Origin of the sequence: Xenorhabdus szentirmaii DSM 16338 (genome assembly GCF_002632585.1) — a bacterium.
GTDB lineage: Bacteria > Pseudomonadota > Gammaproteobacteria > Enterobacterales > Enterobacteriaceae > Xenorhabdus > Xenorhabdus szentirmaii.
Genome location: NZ_NIBV01000001.1, coordinates 1,632,518 through 1,652,577, shown reverse-complemented (window position 1 = coordinate 1,652,577; position 20,060 = coordinate 1,632,518). Strand labels below are relative to the sequence as shown.

The 20,060-nt window shown below is 43.0% G+C and carries 18 protein-coding genes and 1 pseudogene; 8 read left to right on the top strand and 11 right to left on the bottom strand.

Translation table 11 applies throughout. The features are described from left to right. Positions 1–70 precede the first annotated feature (70 nt). A complete protein-coding gene (gene map, locus Xsze_RS07570; RefSeq protein ID WP_038236349.1) occupies positions 71–868 on the top strand; it encodes a type I methionyl aminopeptidase in 798 nt (265 codons plus the stop codon). 575 nt (positions 869–1,443) lie between these two features. Here the strand turns inward: map and Xsze_RS22095 are convergent. After that, positions 1,444–1,581: a hypothetical protein gene (locus Xsze_RS22095; protein WP_156935878.1), complete on the bottom strand. Its 138-nt coding sequence runs from the start codon at positions 1,579–1,581 to the stop codon at positions 1,444–1,446. Between the two features lie 329 nt (positions 1,582–1,910). Here Xsze_RS22095 and glnD point away from each other — a divergent pair, with 329 nt between their 5' ends. Both glnD and dapD read left to right on the top strand, forming a co-directional pair. Beyond that, a complete protein-coding gene (gene glnD, locus Xsze_RS07565) occupies positions 1,911–4,565 on the top strand; it encodes a bifunctional uridylyltransferase/uridylyl-removing protein GlnD (protein ID WP_038236351.1) in 2,655 nt (884 codons plus the stop codon). A 40-nt stretch (positions 4,566–4,605) separates the two neighbouring features. Next, positions 4,606–5,430 carry a 2,3,4,5-tetrahydropyridine-2,6-dicarboxylate N-succinyltransferase gene (dapD, locus tag Xsze_RS07560; protein WP_038236354.1) on the top strand — a complete coding sequence of 275 codons (825 nt, stop codon included), beginning with the start codon at positions 4,606–4,608 and terminating at the stop codon, positions 5,428–5,430. A gap of 62 nt (positions 5,431–5,492) precedes the next feature. Here dapD and Xsze_RS07555 read toward each other — a convergent pair whose 3' ends face one another. The 6 genes and pseudogenes from Xsze_RS07555 to Xsze_RS07530 form a co-directional block, all read right to left on the bottom strand. Continuing rightward, the gene (locus tag Xsze_RS07555; protein ID WP_038236356.1) at positions 5,493–7,814 is read right to left on the bottom strand and encodes a T6SS phospholipase effector Tle1-like catalytic domain-containing protein; all 2,322 of its coding nucleotides are present in this window, start codon (positions 7,812–7,814) and stop codon (positions 5,493–5,495) included. Then, the gene (gene tli1a / locus Xsze_RS07550) at positions 7,802–8,299 is read right to left on the bottom strand and encodes a Tli1a family immunity protein (RefSeq protein WP_038236358.1); all 498 of its coding nucleotides are present in this window, start codon (positions 8,297–8,299) and stop codon (positions 7,802–7,804) included. The genes Xsze_RS07555 and tli1a overlap by 13 nt, the downstream gene beginning before the upstream one ends. Positions 8,300–8,965: 666 nt before the next feature. Beyond that, on the bottom strand, positions 8,966–9,334 hold the full coding sequence (locus Xsze_RS07545) for a hypothetical protein (protein ID WP_038236360.1): 369 nt from the start codon (positions 9,332–9,334) through the stop codon (positions 8,966–8,968). 468 nt (positions 9,335–9,802) lie between these two features. Further along, entirely contained in the window at positions 9,803–10,189 is a 387-nt protein-coding gene (locus Xsze_RS07540; RefSeq protein WP_038236363.1) for a hypothetical protein, read from the bottom strand. A gap of 166 nt (positions 10,190–10,355) precedes the next feature. Then, positions 10,356–10,676 carry a hypothetical protein gene (locus Xsze_RS07535; protein ID WP_038236368.1) on the bottom strand — a complete coding sequence of 107 codons (321 nt, stop codon included), beginning with the start codon at positions 10,674–10,676 and terminating at the stop codon, positions 10,356–10,358. Positions 10,677–11,053: 377 nt separating this feature from the next. Further along, positions 11,054–11,191 (bottom strand): annotated as a pseudogene (locus tag Xsze_RS07530) (DUF3304 domain-containing protein); the annotation flags it as partial. 144 nt (positions 11,192–11,335) lie between these two features. Between Xsze_RS07530 and Xsze_RS07525 the strand changes: the two are divergent. Continuing rightward, positions 11,336–11,722: a DUF3461 family protein gene (locus tag Xsze_RS07525; RefSeq protein WP_038236371.1), complete on the top strand. Its 387-nt coding sequence runs from the start codon at positions 11,336–11,338 to the stop codon at positions 11,720–11,722. 85 nt (positions 11,723–11,807) lie between these two features. Here Xsze_RS07525 and Xsze_RS07520 read toward each other — a convergent pair whose 3' ends face one another. From Xsze_RS07520 to syd, 4 genes are all read right to left on the bottom strand, one after another. Beyond that, positions 11,808–12,254, bottom strand: coding sequence for a flavodoxin (locus tag Xsze_RS07520; protein WP_038236373.1), 447 nt, complete (start codon positions 12,252–12,254; stop codon positions 11,808–11,810). A 14-nt stretch (positions 12,255–12,268) separates the two neighbouring features. Beyond that, positions 12,269–13,042, bottom strand: a complete 774-nt coding sequence (truC, locus tag Xsze_RS07515) for a tRNA pseudouridine(65) synthase TruC (protein ID WP_038236375.1) — start codon at positions 13,040–13,042, stop codon at positions 12,269–12,271. Positions 13,043–13,045: 3 nt separating this feature from the next. Then, the gene (locus Xsze_RS07510) at positions 13,046–13,372 is read right to left on the bottom strand and encodes a YqcC family protein (RefSeq protein ID WP_038236377.1); all 327 of its coding nucleotides are present in this window, start codon (positions 13,370–13,372) and stop codon (positions 13,046–13,048) included. Between the two features lie 613 nt (positions 13,373–13,985). Further along, positions 13,986–14,537 carry a SecY-interacting protein gene (gene syd, locus Xsze_RS07505; RefSeq protein ID WP_038236379.1) on the bottom strand — a complete coding sequence of 184 codons (552 nt, stop codon included), beginning with the start codon at positions 14,535–14,537 and terminating at the stop codon, positions 13,986–13,988. A 258-nt stretch (positions 14,538–14,795) separates the two neighbouring features. On the opposite strand from syd, the gene Xsze_RS07500 reads away from it, so the two are divergent. The 4 genes from Xsze_RS07500 to xni all read left to right on the top strand — a co-directional run bounded on the left by Xsze_RS07500 (position 14,796) and on the right by xni (position 20,004). Next, a complete protein-coding gene (locus tag Xsze_RS07500; RefSeq protein ID WP_038236381.1) occupies positions 14,796–16,487 on the top strand; it encodes a cholesterol oxidase substrate-binding domain-containing protein in 1,692 nt (563 codons plus the stop codon). Positions 16,488–16,824: 337 nt separating this feature from the next. Beyond that, on the top strand, positions 16,825–17,670 hold the full coding sequence (queF, locus tag Xsze_RS07490) for an NADPH-dependent 7-cyano-7-deazaguanine reductase QueF (protein WP_038236385.1): 846 nt from the start codon (positions 16,825–16,827) through the stop codon (positions 17,668–17,670). An 87-nt stretch (positions 17,671–17,757) separates the two neighbouring features. After that, entirely contained in the window at positions 17,758–19,125 is a 1,368-nt protein-coding gene (gene ppnN, locus Xsze_RS07485) for a nucleotide 5'-monophosphate nucleosidase PpnN (protein WP_038236388.1), read from the top strand. A gap of 120 nt (positions 19,126–19,245) precedes the next feature. Next, positions 19,246–20,004, top strand: a complete 759-nt coding sequence (gene xni / locus Xsze_RS07480) for a flap endonuclease Xni (protein ID WP_038236824.1) — start codon at positions 19,246–19,248, stop codon at positions 20,002–20,004. Positions 20,005–20,060 lie beyond the last annotated feature (56 nt).

The window sequence follows — 20,060 nt, the reverse complement described above, 5'->3', positions numbered from 1 at the left end:
TTACCAACAACATTTTTCCTTAGTTAATCTCAAGTAGTCGGTGCTTTTCCGACTTAAATGGACCCATTTCATGGCTATTTCTATCAAAACAGAAGAAGACATTCAGAAAATGCGCGTTGCCGGTCGTCTGGCAGCCGAAGTTCTGGAAATGATTGAACCTCATGTTAAGGCAGGTATCACCACCGGTGAACTTGATCGCATCTGCCATGAACACATCACTGAAAAACAGCAAGCCATCTCCGCCTGTTTGGGTTACCACGGTTTCCCTAAATCAGTGTGCATTTCCGTCAATGACGTGATCTGCCATGGTATCCCGAGTGATGACAAGGTGCTGAAAGAAGGTGACATCGTCAATATTGATGTGACGGTCATCAAGGACGAGTTCCACGGTGATACCTCCAAAATGTTCATTGTCGGTAAACCAACCATTCAAGGTGAGCGCCTGTGCCGTGTCACCCAAGATAGCCTGTACTTGGCCCTGAAAATGGTCAAGCCCGGCATTCGCTTGCGTACCATCGGCAAAGCAATCCAGCAATTTGTAGAAGGTCAGGATTACTCTGTTGTTCGCGAATATTGCGGTCACGGCATTGGCAGAGTCTTCCACGAAGAACCCCATGTCCTGCATTATGATGCAGATGATGGCGGTGTGGTTCTGCAAAAAGGCATGGCATTTACCATTGAACCCATGGTCAACGCAGGTGATTACCGCATTCGTACCATGAAAGACGGCTGGACAGTCAAAACCAAAGATCGCGGTTGGTCTGCGCAATATGAACATACGATTGTCGTTACCGACAACGGCTGTGAGATCATGACATGGCGCAAGGAAGAAGAAGCGTCTATCTCAGCGGTATTGGTTAACGGGTAATCTCTGATTGGCCCGTGAATGGAGATTTCATTTTCAGGGAACGGTCCACGCTTACGCAGCTCAATGTCGTTCTTCCAAAAACACATTGAGCGGCCATTCCTTGTTATGAGGCACCATTGAATTGACATCCTCTGAAGGACAGGTTCTTAGATACATTGGATAAGAAAACCTTTTATTTTTCCTGTCAGTCTTCAGCAGTTGATTTTCTTTTTCGCAAAGAAACCTGCCCCAGCGTCTCTTCATTAAACAGGCCGAATTCTCCTTGAAACATGGGCGCTACTTTCCACTGATAAACCTGGCATAGAATTTTCAAGTGAAACTTCAGGAATGGGATTTCCACTGACAGCTTCTTTTTTTATTTCTTTTTCTTCTTGTTCTTTTTTTCTTTTAATTTTTTTTCAGGCACATTAAGTTCGGGTTCGTACCTATCGCCATACTCAATCAATAATGCCCCACCTCTTTCTATATCCTGAGATGTAATGAAAAAGGTAATAACCTTTCCTACTTGGCAAATCCTTTATCGTAATATTGACACTGATAAGGCTTTTCTCCTGTGTAGGTTCCCACATGCCAATTTAACTTACTCGATTGTTTAAACTCTTTACCGCACTCTTTATACACATGATTTTTTTCTTTCTATGCTTTTCTTTAGTGTGTTGTTCTAATTCTGCCTCATCTTCAAATTCTTCATTACAAACTGAGCAATTAACCATAAAATTTCCTTTTTTTGAAAAGCCCCCAATACACTTTCTAATTGTATATTTATAAAAACCAATGCTTATAAAAATTAATATTCAAAAGAGCAATATTGATAAAAATCAGTGTCTATAAAACGGTAACCGGGCATTGTAAATAATAAAATCTCGTAGCCAACCATGCGGCAATTTGAAAAACACAGGGCATAGCAGCGAGGAAGTGAATCCCCTATCTGTACGATTGGGGTGAATGGGGGTGAATAAATGTCGCCTACAGCGCTATAACTTAAAAGACGACGGGTATAACATCTGTTCATCTCACGGTTTCTTATCATAGGTCTTTGAATATGTCAGCTGATATTGATTTTGCACATGTCCCTGTGCTTCCCTTGTCGCCCGTGGAGTTTTCCCATGATGATCTTCAATTTCCTGCGCTGAAACAGCATATTGATGAATTTCAGCTGTGGCTTGAACAGTCATTCAAGGCCGGTGTATCACCCAATACACTGATTTATGCCCGCAGTGATTATATTGACCAACTTTTAAATCGGCTATGGCAAGAGCGGGGATTTGATCAAATAGCGTCCCTTTCTTTGATTGCCAGCGGAGGATATGGGCGCCGGGAGTTGCATCCGCTATCGGATGTTGATCTGTTAATTCTGAGCGAATCCCCCTTGACTGAAGAACAGTCCTCCCGTCTCTGTGAATTCATTGCGCTTCTCTGGGATATCCGTCTGGAAGTAGGCCACAGTGTCAGAACATTTGAAGAGTGCCAGAAAAAAGGCCTTTCTGATCTCACTATTGCTACCAATCTCATTGAAACACGATTAATTTGTGGGGATTTACCCCTATTTTTACGATTGCAGAAATACATTTTCAGTGATGATTTCTGGCCGTCCGCTCAATTTTTCGCAGCCAAACTCGTTGAACAGCAAGAGCGCCATCAACGTTATCACAGCACCAGTTACAATCTGGAGCCTGATATAAAAAGCAGCCCGGGCGGATTACGCGATATCCATACGTTACTTTGGGTCGCCCACCGCCATTTTGGGGCAACCTCCTTGGAAGAAATGGTTAACTTTGGTTTTTTGACTCACGAAGAATGCAATGAATTAAACGAATGCCAGAACTTTCTCTGGCGTATCCGCTTTGCGCTGCACTTGGTCGTTACACGCTATGATAACCGCCTGCTTTTCGAACGCCAGTTCAGTGTCGCCCAGCTTCTCGGTTATGAAGGAGAACGCAATCAGCCTGTAGAGCTGATGATGAAGGACTTCTACCGCGTTACTCGTCGTGTCAGCGAACTGAATAACATGCTTCTTCAATTATTTGATGAAGCCATTCTGGCATTGCAACCCGACGAGAAACCCCGCCCCCTGAATGCAGAATTTCAATTACGGGGAAATCTCATTGATTTAATCGATGAGACATTATTCAACCGTGAGCCTGCCGCCATGTTGAAAATGTTTTATCACATGGCTGAACATCGGGAAATCCAGGGGATCTATTCCACCACCTTGCGCCAGCTCCGGTATGCCCGCAGAAATTTGACAACACCTTTATGTGAATTGCCGGAAGCACGAAAGATTTTCATGGATATTCTGCGTCATCCCCACTCCGTCAACCGATCGCTGCATCCCATGCACCTCCACAGTGTGTTGGGAGCTTATATGCCGTTTTGGAGCAACATCGTTGGTCAAATGCAATTTGATCTCTTCCATGCCTATACCGTTGACGAGCACACTATCCGGGTACTGCAAAAACTGGAAAGCTTTTCTGATGAGAATACGCGGGTAATCCACCCATTGTGTGTTGATCTTTATTCGCGCCTTCCTCAACCGGAGCTATTGCGGTTGGCCGCTTTTTTCCATGATATCGCCAAAGGGCGCAGCGGTGATCATTCTGAACTCGGTGCCAAAGATGCTTTCGCCTTCGCACTGCAACATGGCCTGACAAACCGTGAAGCTGAATTGGTGGAGTGGCTGGTACGCGATCACTTATTGATGTCTGTTACCGCACAGCGACGAGATATCCAAGATCCCGATGTCATCCAGCAATTTGCACGTGTCGTCAAAAACCAAGACCGCCTGAATTATTTAATTTGCCTGACCGTTGCTGATATTTGTGCAACCAACACCAAACTCTGGAACAGCTGGAAACAAAGCCTGATACGCGAGCTCTATTTCGCCACCGAAATGCAGTTGCGCCAAGGTATCCAGAACCCGCCGGATTTACGGGAACGCATTCGACACAATCGCTCACAGGCACTGGCGCTTTTGCGGCAAGAAAATATCGACGAACAACAATTAAATAATATCTGGAGCCGTTGCCATGCCGATTATTTCCTGCGCCATACACCTGACCAATTAGTCTGGCATGCCAATCACTTAACTCAGCACATGTCTTCTGAGCCTATGGTGTTGATCAGCACCGCGTTTTCTCATGGTGGTACAGAAATCTTTATCTGGTGCCAAGACAGGCCTTCACTTTTCGCCGCTGTAGCCGGCGAGCTGGACAAGCGTAATTTGAGTGTCCATAATGCCCAGATCTTCACAAGCCGTGATGGAATGGCAATGGATACTTTTGTGGTACTGGAACCCAATGGTCATCCGCTGGCACTGGATCGCCATGAATCCATCCGCCAGGCACTGCTGAAAGTGGTGAACGATCCACACCCTAACGTCCCCAAGGCACACAACCTGTCGACCAAATTGCGCCATTTTAATGTCCCGACCAAAGTCAGTTTTTTGCCGACCCAAAATGCGCGTCGCACCTATATGGAATTAGTTGCATTAGATCAGCCGGGATTACTGGCCAGAGTTGGTAATATTTTTACCGAATTAGGCGTATCTTTGCATGGCGCCCGTATTACCACCATCGGTGAACGTGTAGAAGATTTTTTTGTTCTGGCAGACAAAGAACACAATGCGTTACACAAAAAAATCAGGGACGAATTATCAGAAAGGTTGACAGAGGCCCTCAACACACGGGATAAACTATAGCAACACCCTCGTATTAACATAAATCAGGAACCGCATACTTATGCAGCAATTACAAACCATCATTGAAAATGCATTCGAAAATCGCGCAAACATCACACCAACAACCGTTGATGATGCAACCCGCGATACCATCAACCAAGTAATTCAAATGCTAGATAGTGGCAAACTGCGCGTTGCTGAAAAAATTGATGGACAGTGGATGACGCATCAATGGCTGAAAAAAGCCGTATTGCTTTCTTTCCGCATCAACGACAATCAAGTCATGGAAGGCGCTGAAAGTCGTTATTTCGATAAAGTTCCAATGAAATTTGCTGATTATGATCAGGCGCGTTTTGAAAAGGAAGGATTCCGCGTCGTTCCTCCCGCAGCTGTCCGCCAAGGTGCTTATATCGCCCGCAATACCGTGCTGATGCCATCATACGTTAACCTCGGCGCTTACGTGGATGAAGGTTCAATGGTCGATACTTGGGCAACCGTAGGTTCCTGTGCACAAATTGGCAAGAATGTTCACTTATCCGGTGGTGTAGGCATTGGCGGAGTTCTGGAACCCTTGCAAGCGAATCCGACCATTATTGAAGATAACTGCTTTATTGGTGCACGTTCTGAAATCGTGGAAGGCGTCATTGTGGAAGAAGGCTCCGTGATTTCAATGGGGGTTTATATTGGCCAGAGCACCAAAATATACGATCGTGAAACCGGTGAAATTCATTATGGCCGTGTACCTGCGGGATCTGTTGTGGTATCCGGTAACCTTCCGTCAAAAGATGGCAGCTACAGCCTGTATTGTGCTGTTATCGTGAAAAAGGTTGATGCCAAAACCCGTGGCAAAGTAGGCATTAATGAACTACTGAGAAATATTGATTAATCTTTAAAAATAGCGGATGTTACCATCCGCTATTTTAGCCAGCCCACCCATTCCATTCTTATCTAACTGGCGACGCCCAATTTTTTACCGCCACTGTTAATCAGTAGTTCCGTTAACTTCTGGCGCATATCTTCCATCTGGTTCTGTCGGGCAATCGTGCGGGTTGCGGTCAGCAGCTCTGCGGCGTCCGTTGTCGGCTGCAATAATTTTTCGGCATCCGGCATAAACGGAATGGTGGCGCCGGTGGCGATGTCGACGACCTGATATTCAATCGATAACACACCTATCGTACCGGCAATTCCCTCAACAACCCCGAGCGCATTGCGTTGCCTGACCGTGTAAATCACACCGCCCACCAATGTGGCGATGCCGATCAGTTGCCCCGCGGTGGCAATGGGGGAAAGGGCCTTGTTGGTCTGCTCGCCAAAATATATCATCCGGTAGAGGAAATACCCTGCCCAAGGCTCCCGTGCCCCGGTTTCAAAATGCATAAACCAGGCGCGCGAGTCATGAACCTGATCATCAAAGAGCGCGACAATATTACGATAATCCTTATCCTTTGATGGTTCCCCATTTTCCTGAAAAAGTAATTTTTTGTATTTTTCGCCCGCCGCTTTCATTTCGGCATATTCCACTTCTTCATCATCAGAATTGAGTAAGTACATGGTGTACTTGGGAATGACATCCAGCACCATATACAACGGGCGATCGTTGAAATTGCGAATATGGTTGTGATAATCAGACCGAAATTCAGCCGCCGCCTCTGAGAGCTGGGTTTTGTCCCGTTTACTTTCAAAAAGCGGTTTGCCTGCCGGGTACTGTGCCGACACGGGGCGATTTTGGGCTTTGTCATCATCCCGTTTACTGACGGCTTTGTTCACTGCTTTATTCTCAGCTTCACGTTTTTCTTTTTCCTGGTCGATGGTGTCCTTATCCCATTCTTCTGCACTGCGAAAAAACGGTTGCTGTTGATAATGCCCTTGTGCATAGCGATTGATACGCCAGGCGGTCATCCAACCCATTTGGTCCTTGATGACCTCTTCCAGCCGGCGATTAATATTGACCGGGGTGTAATCGTCATTATTGGCCTGTGTGGTGTGTGAAATTCCGAGGGTTTTTCGCCATGAATTAAAACGTCCGACAAGGGCATCGTTGACTGTAAATTCATCTAAATTTGCTTCAGACATGAGATAAATTAACGGTGAGCTGTTAACGACATTTTCCAATATGGGGCTGACCTTGAGGGGGGCACCCGCCATAAAGGCGGCGAGATACATATCGTGCAACACGATTTGCGAGAGGATTTCATCGTCACTTTCCCGTGATTTTCCCTGGTCGTTGACGGGGTAGCCGCCCCCGACATCGGAGTGCATCCCCGGGTAGACAATTTCGACGGTATTTTCCGGGTAGTGGCTGGTCTGGGTTTCTTTATTGTTTGGACGACGAACGGAATCAACGGGGAAACACAGGCGCTGTTCATGGGCGGCCACAAAGTGACGGCAACATCGGACAAAGTTGGGATACTGGGTTTCGTTTGGCAATTGCTGGGTGCCGTTGGCCCAGTCCATATGCCCGGTAAACGACGGCACCAAATGCACGATACCCACCGAGGGCACGGTGTCCAGCACCCCTAAAAACTCGATACTTATCGGCAATCCGAACAGGGTCGGGTTGTGTTTGTCTTTTGTGATGTCGGTTAACTGACTTAACCAGCTGACGAAGGCACGGGCTTCCGCGGCGCCGCGTGAAAAACCGTAGATAAATAATTTCATGCCCAGAATTTTGGGCCTTGTGGTGGCTATTTTTTCGAGGAGCTGTTTGCTTTTGATGATATTTTCCAGAGTACTTTGACGCCTTTCGTAACCATTATCCATCAGCCAGTTAGTAGACATGGAGTCAACAAATCCCCGGTAGTCATCATCTGTGTAGTCAGGCATTCTGAGTGCGTTCAGCAACGCCCGGCAGAGCATCATAATGGCCCAGTTTATCCGGTTTTCACCACCGGTAGCATACTTTAACCCTTCAGAACTGTACTGGAATTCGCGAATTTCAGGAAAAGGTGTCCCGACCCCGGGCATGTAATAGGCAAAATACTCTTTTTGGTCAATATAACTGGTGTCAAAAAGCTTGGCGATATTGGTGGGGTGTCGTGGCTTGGTGGATTTATCGTTATCTTTGTTGTTATTGGTGCCATCAAAAAAAAGGCTGATATGCAGGGTCTTGACACAGGCCAGCTGCTTTTTTTTATCGGACTTTTGGTATGCCCAATTTTCTTTGTTACGCCGGCGGTAATTGCCGACAAGTTGGGCGTGAGTGAGGTTTAATCGCCCGCCCTCGGGAAACGGGGGTGGGGCAAACACCCGATCGGCCTTTATTTCGGACATACTGCGGGCTCCTTCATTTTTTCGGGTTCTTGAATAGGGTATTCAGGCATACCGTACCAATAGCAGGAGGAGGTGACTTTCACCTGATGGCAGGGCAGAAAATGGACTTTTAACCCGCAGGATTTATCGTATTGGGGAATGGGCACAGTGATTTCGTGATGTTGAAGGCTGTTTTTTAATTTAATCCGCCATTTTTTATAATTCGCTTCATCATTAAACTGAGGGATAGGTCTTAAAGCCTTCGAGGCTTCTGGTGAGAGTGAATTCCAGGAAACATGGGCTGTTAAATCGGGGGTCCATTGTCTGGGCATCATAACGCAGCAGACCGTTCCGTTGGTCGAGCCGCCTGCACCGTTAACTTTAAAATCATCTATTTTATATTCAGTGTGGTTTATGCCATCAATACTGCCCGGGTTAGCATCCGGTTGGCGGGCCACTGAGCAGCCTGACATCATTAACATCAACACAGCGGTTAGGAGGGTCATCCTTTTTTTTATCTTAAAGTCGTTTTCCGGCATTGTGATAGTCCGTTCAAAGTGTCATTTAAGGTGGGCAGATATTAACCTGAATATTACTTTAGGGGAATTTATCAATAACAGAGAATTAGACCCAAATGAGAGCAGATAATTGGTCGATAACCCTTGAGCCGGAAGGTAACCCCCCTTGAACTATCCAACCCAATAAGTCAGCGAGTCACCCTATTTTCAGAAATATCTGACGCATCCATTCAAAAAGTCGCGAAAGGATTTTTTACCTGTATGTATTCCACTTTTATTTAGATACCATATCATCGAAGAAACAGCACGAAAATAGGTTAATAAACGGTATTGTAAAGCCTATTCCCTTTATAAAAAGGCAAAAAAGCATTTAATAATTAAGGAATACAATCTAAATAATATCTTTCTATTTCGGTCAGTTGCTTATAGCTCACTGTGACGTGCCTCTGGCAAGAAAGAGTCCTGCTCCTGCTATAGCAACTGACCCTCAAGACGCTAGCTTATTAGGTTAATCCGAGTAATTAATCTATTAAACCGTAATATACTCAATCATCCAAAATTACCATAACTGTATAACAAATTAGTCGGTATTTTCCTTATGGTATAATATTATATTTAGACTCAATCAATATTTTTAATATATGAAAATAATTCTTAGCCAATTTCAATATTATCTTCTTTAGCAGTATTAGATATGGGGTTACTAAGGCCAAGCATGCTGACTTTAATTGATGAAATTATTCCGTTCTTGCAGCCCTTAACATAAACAGTTCCTTTTCTTGACATCGCAGTTACCAATAGATTCAATACTCCCATTCCTTTAGCGTCATTTAATTCATGAAGGATTTGAACTTCAGTATAAGTGCCGAATGAAACAGAGAAATGATAACCATCTTCAGCTATTGTTATCTCTTTAATTTCTCCTTGACTCTTTGGTATGCATAAACCTGCGTGAGCATGACTTATAATCGACATAGAGAGTATGAATGATGATAATACTATGATGTTTTTAATTAAGCTCATTTTGTTTCCTTAATGTTGCATGAATGGCAATTAAGCTAATTTGCTTTATCCATCGACTAATTCAACAAAACAATAAAATATGAAAGGAGAAGTATTAATAACTCACCAACACAACACAACACAACACAATGTAAAACTATATTTATAACAACCAAGATTAAAGTATATTATGAGTCAACCAAATTTAATAATTATGGAATAAAATCTAAGTAATATCTTTCTATATAGGTCAGTTGCTTATAGCTCACTGTGATGCGCCTCTGGAAAGAAAGAGTCTTGCTCCTGCTATAGCAACTGACCATCAAGACGCTAGCTTATTAGGTTAATCCAAGTAATTAATCTATTAAGCCGTAATATACTCAGTTATCCAAAATCACCATAACTGTATAACAAATTAGTCGGTATTTTACTTATGATAGAATATTACATTTAGACTCAATCAACATTTTGGATATATGAAAATCATTCTTAGTCACTTTCAATATTATCTTCTTTAGAGATATTAGGCATGGGGTTACTAAGGCCAATTGTACTGGCTTTGATTGATGAAATTTTCCCCTCCGTGCAGTTATTAACAAAAATAGTTGCTTTTCTTGAAATCGCAGCTCCCAATAGTTCCAATACTGCCATTCCTTCATAATCATTTAATTTATGATAGACTGGAACATTATCATAATTACCGAATGAAACAGAAAGAATTGCTATCTTTTTTCCACGATGTTCAGTATTAGTTATTGATAATTTTTTAACCTTTCCATGCATATTTGGATTTGTATGACATTCACTTGCGTAAGAATGACTTATAGACAATATAAATAATGTTAATAATATCATGATGTTTTCAATTAGTTTCATTTTATTACCTTAATGCAAATGCATTGCAATACATTCATTTTATGAAAAAACACATCATTTCCTTAAATAAATCGACTGGCTTTTATCATTCATCCACAATTATTATTGTGTAGATGTTTTTTATTTTAGCTATTTTTAATATTATCTTTTCAGATATATTAATAAATTAGTTATTTACATTGACTTTGAAATCCAAAATAGAGCTACTGTTACAAGAAACAACCTCAATATTTGCTGAATTTGAAAGAGCAATTCTCAATAGAGCAAATGCTGCTCTGCCGGTAGGTTCTGTTTGATTACGCCAGACCATAGTTTCAGTATAATTACCGAATGAAACAAAGAAATGATAACCATCTTCAGCTATTGTTATCTCTTTAATTTCTCCTTGACTCTTTGGTATGCATATATCTGCTGCGTAAGCATGACTTATAATCGACATAGAGAGTATGAATGATGATAATACTATGATGTTTTTAATTAAACTCATTTTGTTTCCTTAATGTTGTATGAATGGCAATTAAGCTAATTTGCTTTATCCATCGACCAATTCAACAAAACAATAAAATATGAAAGGAAAAACATTAATAATTCACCAACATAACACAATGTAAAACTATATTTATAATAATCAAGATTAAAGTATATTATGAGTCAACCAAATTTAATACATAACATATTTAATGGGTAAACAGTTAAATTAACTCATCAAATACCATATAGCCTCAGTGTAAAATTACAACCTGCTATTGCCAAGGGATTTAATTTCTACATTATAACTCACTATAAATTAAAACAATGCCATACCCTTCGTCTTTCAATTTCTATCAGTAAACACCTAGCCATATCACCAGTTCCGCCTTTATTTCAGATTTTTTCGGGTTCTTGAATAGGGTATTCAGGCATGCCGTAGCAGGAGGAAGTGACTTTCACCTGATGGTAGGGTAAAAAATGGACTTTTAACCCGCAGGATTTATCATACCGGGGATTGGGAACGGTGACTTCGTGATGCTGAAGGCTGTTTTTTTAAATGTCCTCAAATTACCTCAAGTACTATTAACCAATTGACTTTTAACGACGCCAAAATGGATAATAAATCCACTATTTTTTTACTGTTTCCATTTCAGTTAAGTGACTAGGTGACGCGCTATGTACGATAATTTGAAAAGTTTGGGGATCACGCATCCTGAAGATATTGATCGCTATAGCCTCCGTCAGGAAGCGAATAACGATATTCTCAAGATTTATTTCCGGAAAGATAAAGGCGAATTCTTTGCCAAAAGCGTTAAATTTAAGTACCCACGACAACTGAAAACCATCTCTGATGAGAGCACAAGTCAGGGGTATAAAGAAGTCAAAGAAATCAATACCACCCTCCGTTATGTGATTGCAGAGCTGGACCAAATTTGTAAACGTGACACTATTGAAGTGGATTTAAAACACAAGATCCTTGATGACTTACGTCATCTCGAACTTGTTGTGGCTAATAAGATTGCAGAAATCGAAGCGGATTTGGAAAAACTGACTCGCAGGTAATGGTGTCAGTTGTGTTACTACACCGCTTATCCTCCCCAGCGTTCCGGGTGAAATAAAGGAATAAGCGGTGTGACAGAAAACGTTATTACAACAAAGTTCCCCATCCTTCAATCCAGTCCTGAGCAAATATTTCTGGCTCAGTCACATCAATGGCATCTATCAGCAGCATATCTCCGATCCGTTTGGCTCCCTGCTCTTGCAACAGTTCATCAAAAGCACGGCCTCCACCGCAGAACGTATCATAACTGCTATCACCCAGCACAATCATGCCGTAACGCAAATCAGGCTGATAACCCAATTTATCATTCAGATCGGTATAAAGTGGCTCTATACCATCAGGGAGATCACCATTGCCTGTCGTTGAAGTCACGACCAAAATGACATCCTGCAAATACTCCTGCCATTGCTCCAACGTTGCATCTTCAAATATCTCAACTTGGTGCCCTTGCTGTGTGAGAATTTGCAGCGCCTCTTCCGCAACTGCCAAAGCATTACCATAAACTGTGCCAACGAAAATACCAATCTTTGCCATAAATATTGATCTCTTTAATCGGTTTGAGAGTGTGTTAATTTATGAATGGATAGACATTCCAAATCAGGAACAATTCCCTGCCAGCCAAACTGTTCAAGCAAATGCTGCCATGAAGCATCCAACCGCGCGGTCAGAAGAAGCTCATTTCCTGTCACAGGATGTTTAAGTTGAAGATGGCTGGCATGGAGCATTAACCTACCGGTTTGATAATATTTAGCAACTCCTCGATTTTGCCGCAAATCGCCATGCGTAGTATCCCCGATAATAGGATGCCGGATGTGTGACATGTGCCGCCGCAATTGGTGCTTACGACCTGTTTTCGGCTTCAATTCCATCAGACTGAAACGTGATGTAGGATAACGTCCTATTTCGACCGGACACTCGACTTTAGCCAATGAACGATAATGAGTAATTGCTGATTGTGCTTCCCGCTCTGTATCTGCAAACTTATCTGCAATTTTATCCAGTTGTTCCATTAAGGCGTAGTCGATAATATCACCACCTTCAACATAACCCCGCACGATCGCGTGATATGTTTTTTGTACCTCGTGGAATTCAAATTGTTGTGACAATGTCCTGGCAACTTCACTTGACAGTGCCATCAATAAGACACCGGATGTCGGCCTGTCCAAACGATGAACGGGGAAAACATGCTGCCCGATTTGATCACGCAATGTCTGCATGACAAAAACAGTTTCATGGCGGGCCAGCCAGCTCCGGTGCACCAACCATCCCGCGGGTTTATTGACCGCTACAATATGTTCATCCTGATAAATGATATCCAGCATCTCTCAAGCATCCTGCATAAACACGTTATCCAATTCACGCAACAGTTCAAGCAAAGGCAAATAAACATCTGCCTCTTCTTTATACACTTCCTCAAAATACGGGGAGATAGAAAATGCTGCCGGCAAGCAGGCTTTCTGCTCTATCAACGCACGCATTCTCGGAATTAATACCCACTGAAGCCACTCATTTGCTGACATTGTATCAATGGAAAAAGGCTCTGTGCTTTCAAAAGATTCAGGTTTAGGGGGATAGGTTTGCCATATGCCCATTGTTTGCATGGTGGCTTCAATTAACTGCAATTTATGTAGAATGTGTTTCTCGATGCTCATGATATTTCTTCTGACGTTTATCCTGTTGCCCAAGCAGCAGAAACTGCAAACGGGCTATTCTGCCAACCGGCTATTAAGGCATAAGAGTATCATTGATATGATTTCAGCGGAAAACTTGCAGTAAGATAAAATTCAGTAAAAAAAAGAGGAGAGATATAAAATCTCCCCTCTCCGGTTGGCTGTCATAGCAATCCTGCTAAATAGGTCGCTCCCTGCTCATTCCCTGACAAAAATACTTCCCTGTCAGCTATCCTTCATTCAATCGTTGTACTGCTCAATTCTTATACTGATAGTATCTGGCGATGATTGTATACGGCACCCTGCCTGACCTTACCGTCCCTGAACCACCTTCCCGGTGGATTTATTCCCTGGTTATTGTTTTGCTGTAATTCCCTGAGGAACGGTATAAAGGATCTACTATTCACTCCCTCGAAACAAGTAACCCATTCAGCATTGTGATGATTTGATAAATAGGGCGAATCAATAAATTCACTCATCTTATTGATATATATTGTAAATAATATTACCAGGAAATATCCATGCAGTGATTAAGAGAGATCTCTTACATATCATGTGAGAGATCTCCTACAAAAAAGCAAACCGATATCTGCAATTAGTCGGCCATCTCAGGATTGAGGGCCAAAAGGAAACTTGCCAAATCAGCCGATAACACGGTTCGTTCATCGCGATCAAACTGCTCAAAAATGACCTGCCCAGTCAAATTACAGACAGAAATAAGCCCCATTTCAGAATCAGTTGTCCCAATAAATACGGTGGGTGAGCGTTTCAACCGCTTCTGCGTGACCAAATGACCAATAAGATTTTCCTGCAACCGAATAAAGTCATCTTCACTCCACACCTGAATCAAACTAAGAGGTTTCCCGTCAAAACTGGCAGACATATCCCCGGCAAACTGGGTTACATAGTAATCATGGATGGGATCTTGTAAACAAATCTCCAATGCTGTTTCTACCTTACTGAGTTTCCCTTTAATGGAAAAAGGCTGAGGAAGCCAGTGCACCTTCTCGTCCCCGGTACGCTCAATACATGGAGAAGGAATGCCATATAACTCGTTGCTGGCAGGTGGGAACCCTGTTTTCTCTTGCCACAATTCAATATACCGCTGGGTAAAACCAGAAAGTGCTTCTTTCACATCAAAGGTCATAGGGCTATATCATCCGTCATTTTTAGGTATGTTATATAATGTTATCCTACCTATTCCTCTGTTTCCTATACCCAATTAACCAGTAATACGTATTTTTTCATCACATCTGCCTATCAAATCATGAAATTAATAATCTGACTTAATGATGATTTTATTTTTACTCCTACATCAAACAATTTTTGACCAATAGATTTATTTTTAAATTTAGATTAAAAATTAAAATAACTAAAACAATAGAAAAAGAAAAAGGAAACAGAAATGGCTTCATCTGACTCAACTAAAAAAAGCGACCTCTCCTTACAAGAAAATACCCTCCATGAATTCGAATTCAACTTACCCAACTTCCCCGAAAATATAACCTGCAAGAATATCTCATACAGAAATTGGTCGGGAGAGATTCAGGCTGATAATATACCATGCTGTATACCACGCAGTGTAAAAGACGTTATTTCCGTCGTTAATTGGGCATGGAGAGAGAATTATAAATTAAGACCCATTGGTCAATCTCATAATTGGTCACCATTGATAATGGATTCGGGAAAACGTCCTAGAAAACACATTTTGTTGATGGATCTTTCACATCACTTTACTCATGTCAATATCGAGCATCATGATAAGTTTTCTATCGTAACAGCCCAATCCGCGATATTGATGGAAACACTCATGACAGAAATGGAAAAACAGGGCCTTGGTTTTACCGCAACACCCGCCCCTGGCGATTTAACACTCGGGGCGGTTCTTGCAATAAACGGGCATGGCACCGGCGTTAAAGCCCTCGGCGAAGTTCCGCTTTCCGGGCACATATACGGCTCTCTGAGCAATACAATATTGTCTTTGTCTGCTGTTGTTTGGGATGCAAAAAGCCAACAATATATCGTCAAACGCTTTGAACGAAGCGATCCCGATTGTGCCCCGTTATTGGCTCATGTCGGCAGTGCCCTTATTTTGGAAGTTCAATTTCAATCAGGTAAAAACCAACGTTTACGCTGTCAAAGCTTTGTTGATATTCCCGCAGCAGAGTTATTTTCCGCTCCGGAAAATGCAGCAAAAAATCGCAGCTTAAGCCAATTTATCGATAAGAGTGGCCGGACTGAAATTATTTTGTTTCCTTTTACCGATAAACCTTGGTTAAAGGTCTGGAGTGTTTCCCCCAAAAAACCAGCGTCTAGCATTGAAGTTGATGCACCTTATAACTATTCATTTTCCGATAATATTCCGCCAATTTTATCCGACATTGCAGAAAATACACTTATCAATGCTCCCGGATTAACGCCAATCATTGGTGAAACTCAATATCAACTGGTCAGAACGCTTTTACAGGATCGCGCTAAAGATATTTGGGGTTGGAGCAAGAACTTACTGTTATATGTGAAGCCAACGACATTACGCGTTACCGCAAATGGCTATGCCGTATTAACACGCAGGACTAATATTCAGCGCGTACTGCACGTATTTTATACCCAATGGCAAAGTCTAATAAAAGAATTTGAATCTAAAGGGCAATATCCTATTAATGGCCCCATTGAAGTCAGAGTCACGGGATTAGATGATACAAGCGAAGTCATGGTTGCAAATGCCGTCACGCCCAGTTTATCGGCCATTCGCCCCATTCCGGAACACCCCGAATGGGATGTCGCCGTATGGCTGGATATATTGACCTTTCCGAAAACACCCCATGCCATTGAATTCATGCGTAAGTTTGAAAAATGGTTATTTCAGGAGTTTAATGGGAATTATGCTTTCGCGCGTGTCGAGTGGAGCAAAGGCTGGGCATATGGAAAAACGGCAGCTTGGGAAGATGACGATATTTTAACAAAAACAATTCCAACCTCATTTAATTATGGCCTACCGACCAATAACAACTGGCATTTAGCCATTTCCACATTACAGAAATACGACCCTCATCGTATATTCCGATCCCCGCTGCTGGATAAATTATTTTCTCATTAATCCAATGAAGTCTTAACAGGTGGCAGATATAGAAATATATCTGCTTATAAAATAAATAAAAATACCTTTATCATTCCCAGCATTTGCTTAAATTCCTTTATCCCATTTATGCTGGGCCAAAAAACTCAGAATAACAGTAAAAAAATAATAATATTTAAACAATTTATAAGCTATGGCGCTTCTATTGCCGGGAAAATACCTTAAACCAATTTCAAGGAACAAGATATTTGAAGAAACAAGGCAATCGTGCACAATAAAAATACGAACCAACAGAGTTCCTTGATACACTATAAAATAACCTCAAAGCCTAATATTTCTTCAACTTTAAGGACGTCTAATGTCTCTATATCAGGATAATGAAGCACTCACACAGCTTACGTTAGGTAAACCCACCCCCTACAAAGACAGCTACGATCCCACTTTACTCCAGGCAGTTCCCCGCAGCCTGAACCGTGAACCTCTTGAGTTGTATCCTGACAATCTCCCATTTCATGGTGCGGATATCTGGACTCTGTATGAACTCTCTTGGCTAAACGCACGCGGTGTCCCTCAGGTTGCCATCGGGCATGTTAGTCTCGATGCTTCCAGTGAGAACCTGATTGAGTCAAAGAGCTTTAAGCTTTACCTGAACAGTTTGAATCAAACTCGCTTTGATAATTGGGAAGCGGTACAAAAAACCTTGCAAAAAGATTTAGCTGCCTGCGCCAATGGCGGTATTGAGGTTGTTTTACATCCCTTACACAATTTCAATCAGCAGCCAATAGCCGAGTTTGCAGGTGAATGCATCGATAATCAGGATATTGATATTGATGATTATCAGTTCGATCGCAACTATCTTAATGGGGCAGCAACTGGCCCTCTCGTTGAAGAAACACTGGTCAGCCATTTGCTAAAATCAAATTGCCTGATCACCAACCAACCTGATTGGGGGTCCGTCATGATCCACTATCAGGGAGCGAAAATAAATCAGGAAAAATTGTTGCGCTATTTAGTGTCTTTCCGTCATCACAATGAATTTCATGAGCAGTGTGTTGAGCGTATCTTCAATGATCTAATGACATTATGTTCGCCGGAAAAACTCACTGTTTATGCCCGTTATACCCGCCGGGGAGGGTTGGATATCAACCCATGGCGCAGTAACGACGTATTTACCCCAGCAACAGGAAGGTTAGCCCGCCAGTAATCGAATTAATCCGGTTAGTGACAGGTCAGCCAATTGGCTGGATACAATCATTATTGAGGGGTCCCCACAGGGGAAAAGGAGTCATTCTTGATTACACACGTCAGCCCATTAGGTTCAATGGATTTGCTCTCTCAGCTTGAAGTAGACATGCTTAAGCATACCGCGAGCGGTGATTTATATCGACTTTTCCGTAACTGTTCACTAGCCGTGCTTAATTCCGGCAGTCAAACTGATAACAGTAAAGAATTGCTGTTAAAATATAAAGATTTTCACATCAACGTACTGCGCAGGGAGCGCGGGGTGAAACTGGAGCTGGTTAATCCGCCGGAAGAAGCTTTCGTTGATGGTAAAATCATTCGTTCCCTTCAGGCAAACCTGTTTGCCGTGCTGCGGGATATCCTGTTTGTGCACGCGCAAATTGACAATGAGCAGAAAACCCACAAGCTGAACATGGAAAATGGCATGCATATTACCAGCACCATTTTCTCCATTTTGCGCAATGCCAAAGCACTTCGCCTTGCAGAAGATCCCAATATGATTGTTTGCTGGGGAGGTCACTCTATCAATGAGAATGAATACCTTTACGGGCGCAAGGTCGGAAATGAGCTGGGGCTGCGTGAACTGAACATCTGTACGGGATGCGGCCCGGGTGCCATGGAAGCGCCAATGAAAGGGGCTGCGGTGGGACATGCCCAACAACGCTACCAAAAAAGCCGTTTCGTCGGTGTTACAGAGCCTTCAATCATTGCGGCTGAACCCCCCAATCCTCTGGTCAATGAACTGATTATCATGCCGGATATCGAAAAGCGCCTGGAAGCGTTTGTTCGTATGGCCCACGGCATTATTATCTTTCCGGGGGGAGTCGGGACTGCGGAAGAACTGCTGTATTTATTGGCAATTTTGATGGACCCTGACAATAAAGATCAAGTATTGCCCCTGATTTTGACCGGGCCCGCAGAGAGTGCGGATTACTTCAACGTATTGGACGAATTTATCGTTAATACTCTGGGGGTTCAGGCCCGCCAACACTACCGCATTATTGTGGATGATCCATCGGAAGTGGCACGTATCATGAAAAAGGCGATGCCACTCGTCAAAGAAAATCGCCGTTCCACCGGAGATGCATACAGCTTTAACTGGTCAATAAAAATTCATTCCGATTTGCAGGCTCCTTTCATTCCATCCCATGAAAATATGGCCGACCTGAATTTATACCCTCATCAATCGTCAGAAAAACTTGCTTCAGCGCTGAGAAGAGCATTTTCTGGCATTGTGGCCGGCAATGTAAAAGAAATCGGTATTCATGCCATTGAGGAATACGGTCCATTCAAAATCCACGGTGACGTCAGCATTATGCAGCGTATGGATAGCCTTCTGAAAGATTTTGTGGAACAGGATCGCATGAAACTTCCCGGCGGTACTGCCTATGAGCCATGTTATGAGATAATCAGATAAACTTAGTGATACCAGCCCTCTTTCAAGTTGCAGCATTATCGGCTGCAACTTGAAATTCATGGGGATATATTCAATGAGGCTGATGCCAGGGAATCAATCCACGGACGGAATATGAAAACGATGATACACCTTTTAATTGTAGACGCCCTGAACCTGATCCGGCGTATTCATGCAGTACAGGGAAGCCCTTGTGTGCCGGCCTGTGAACATGCGCTAAAACAATTGATCACTCACGCTTCCCCTAGCCATGCTGTTGCGGTATTTGATGAAGATGATCGTGGTCATAGCTGGCGCCACCAATTGCTTCCCGATTACAAGGCCGGTCGTTCGGCTATGCCTGACGATTTGCAGCAAGAAATGCCGCAGATTAAACACGCATTTAATGCCCTGGGAGTCACTTGCTGGCACGCGGCAGGACATGAGGCCGATGATTTAGCGGCAACACTGGCAACAAAAGTGTCTGGCTCGGGGCATCGGGTGACCATTGTTTCCACCGATAAGGGATATTGCCAACTGCTTTCCCCCAATATCCAGATCCGTGACTACTTTCAAAAACGCTGGCTGGATTTGCCTTTCGTTCAGCAAGAATTTGGGGTCGAACCTAACCAACTTCCCGATTATTGGGGGTTGGCAGGCATCAGCAGCAGCAAAATCCCCGGTATTCAGGGTATTGGTCCCAAGACCGCATCCGCTCTGCTACAACAAACGGGTTCACTGGATAATTTATTTTTGCACTTGGAAAGCCAGCCGGATAAATGGCGCAAGAAATTAGAACACAACAAAGAAATGGCGTACATCAGCCGGGAAGTGGCTTCGCTACGAACAGATTTATCACTGGAAGGTAATTTACAGCAACTCAGGCTGGCAACCAGAACATAACTGGCCAGCCTCCGCCTGAACTGAATATTTACCTGAATTGGTTCTCCGCCCGATAG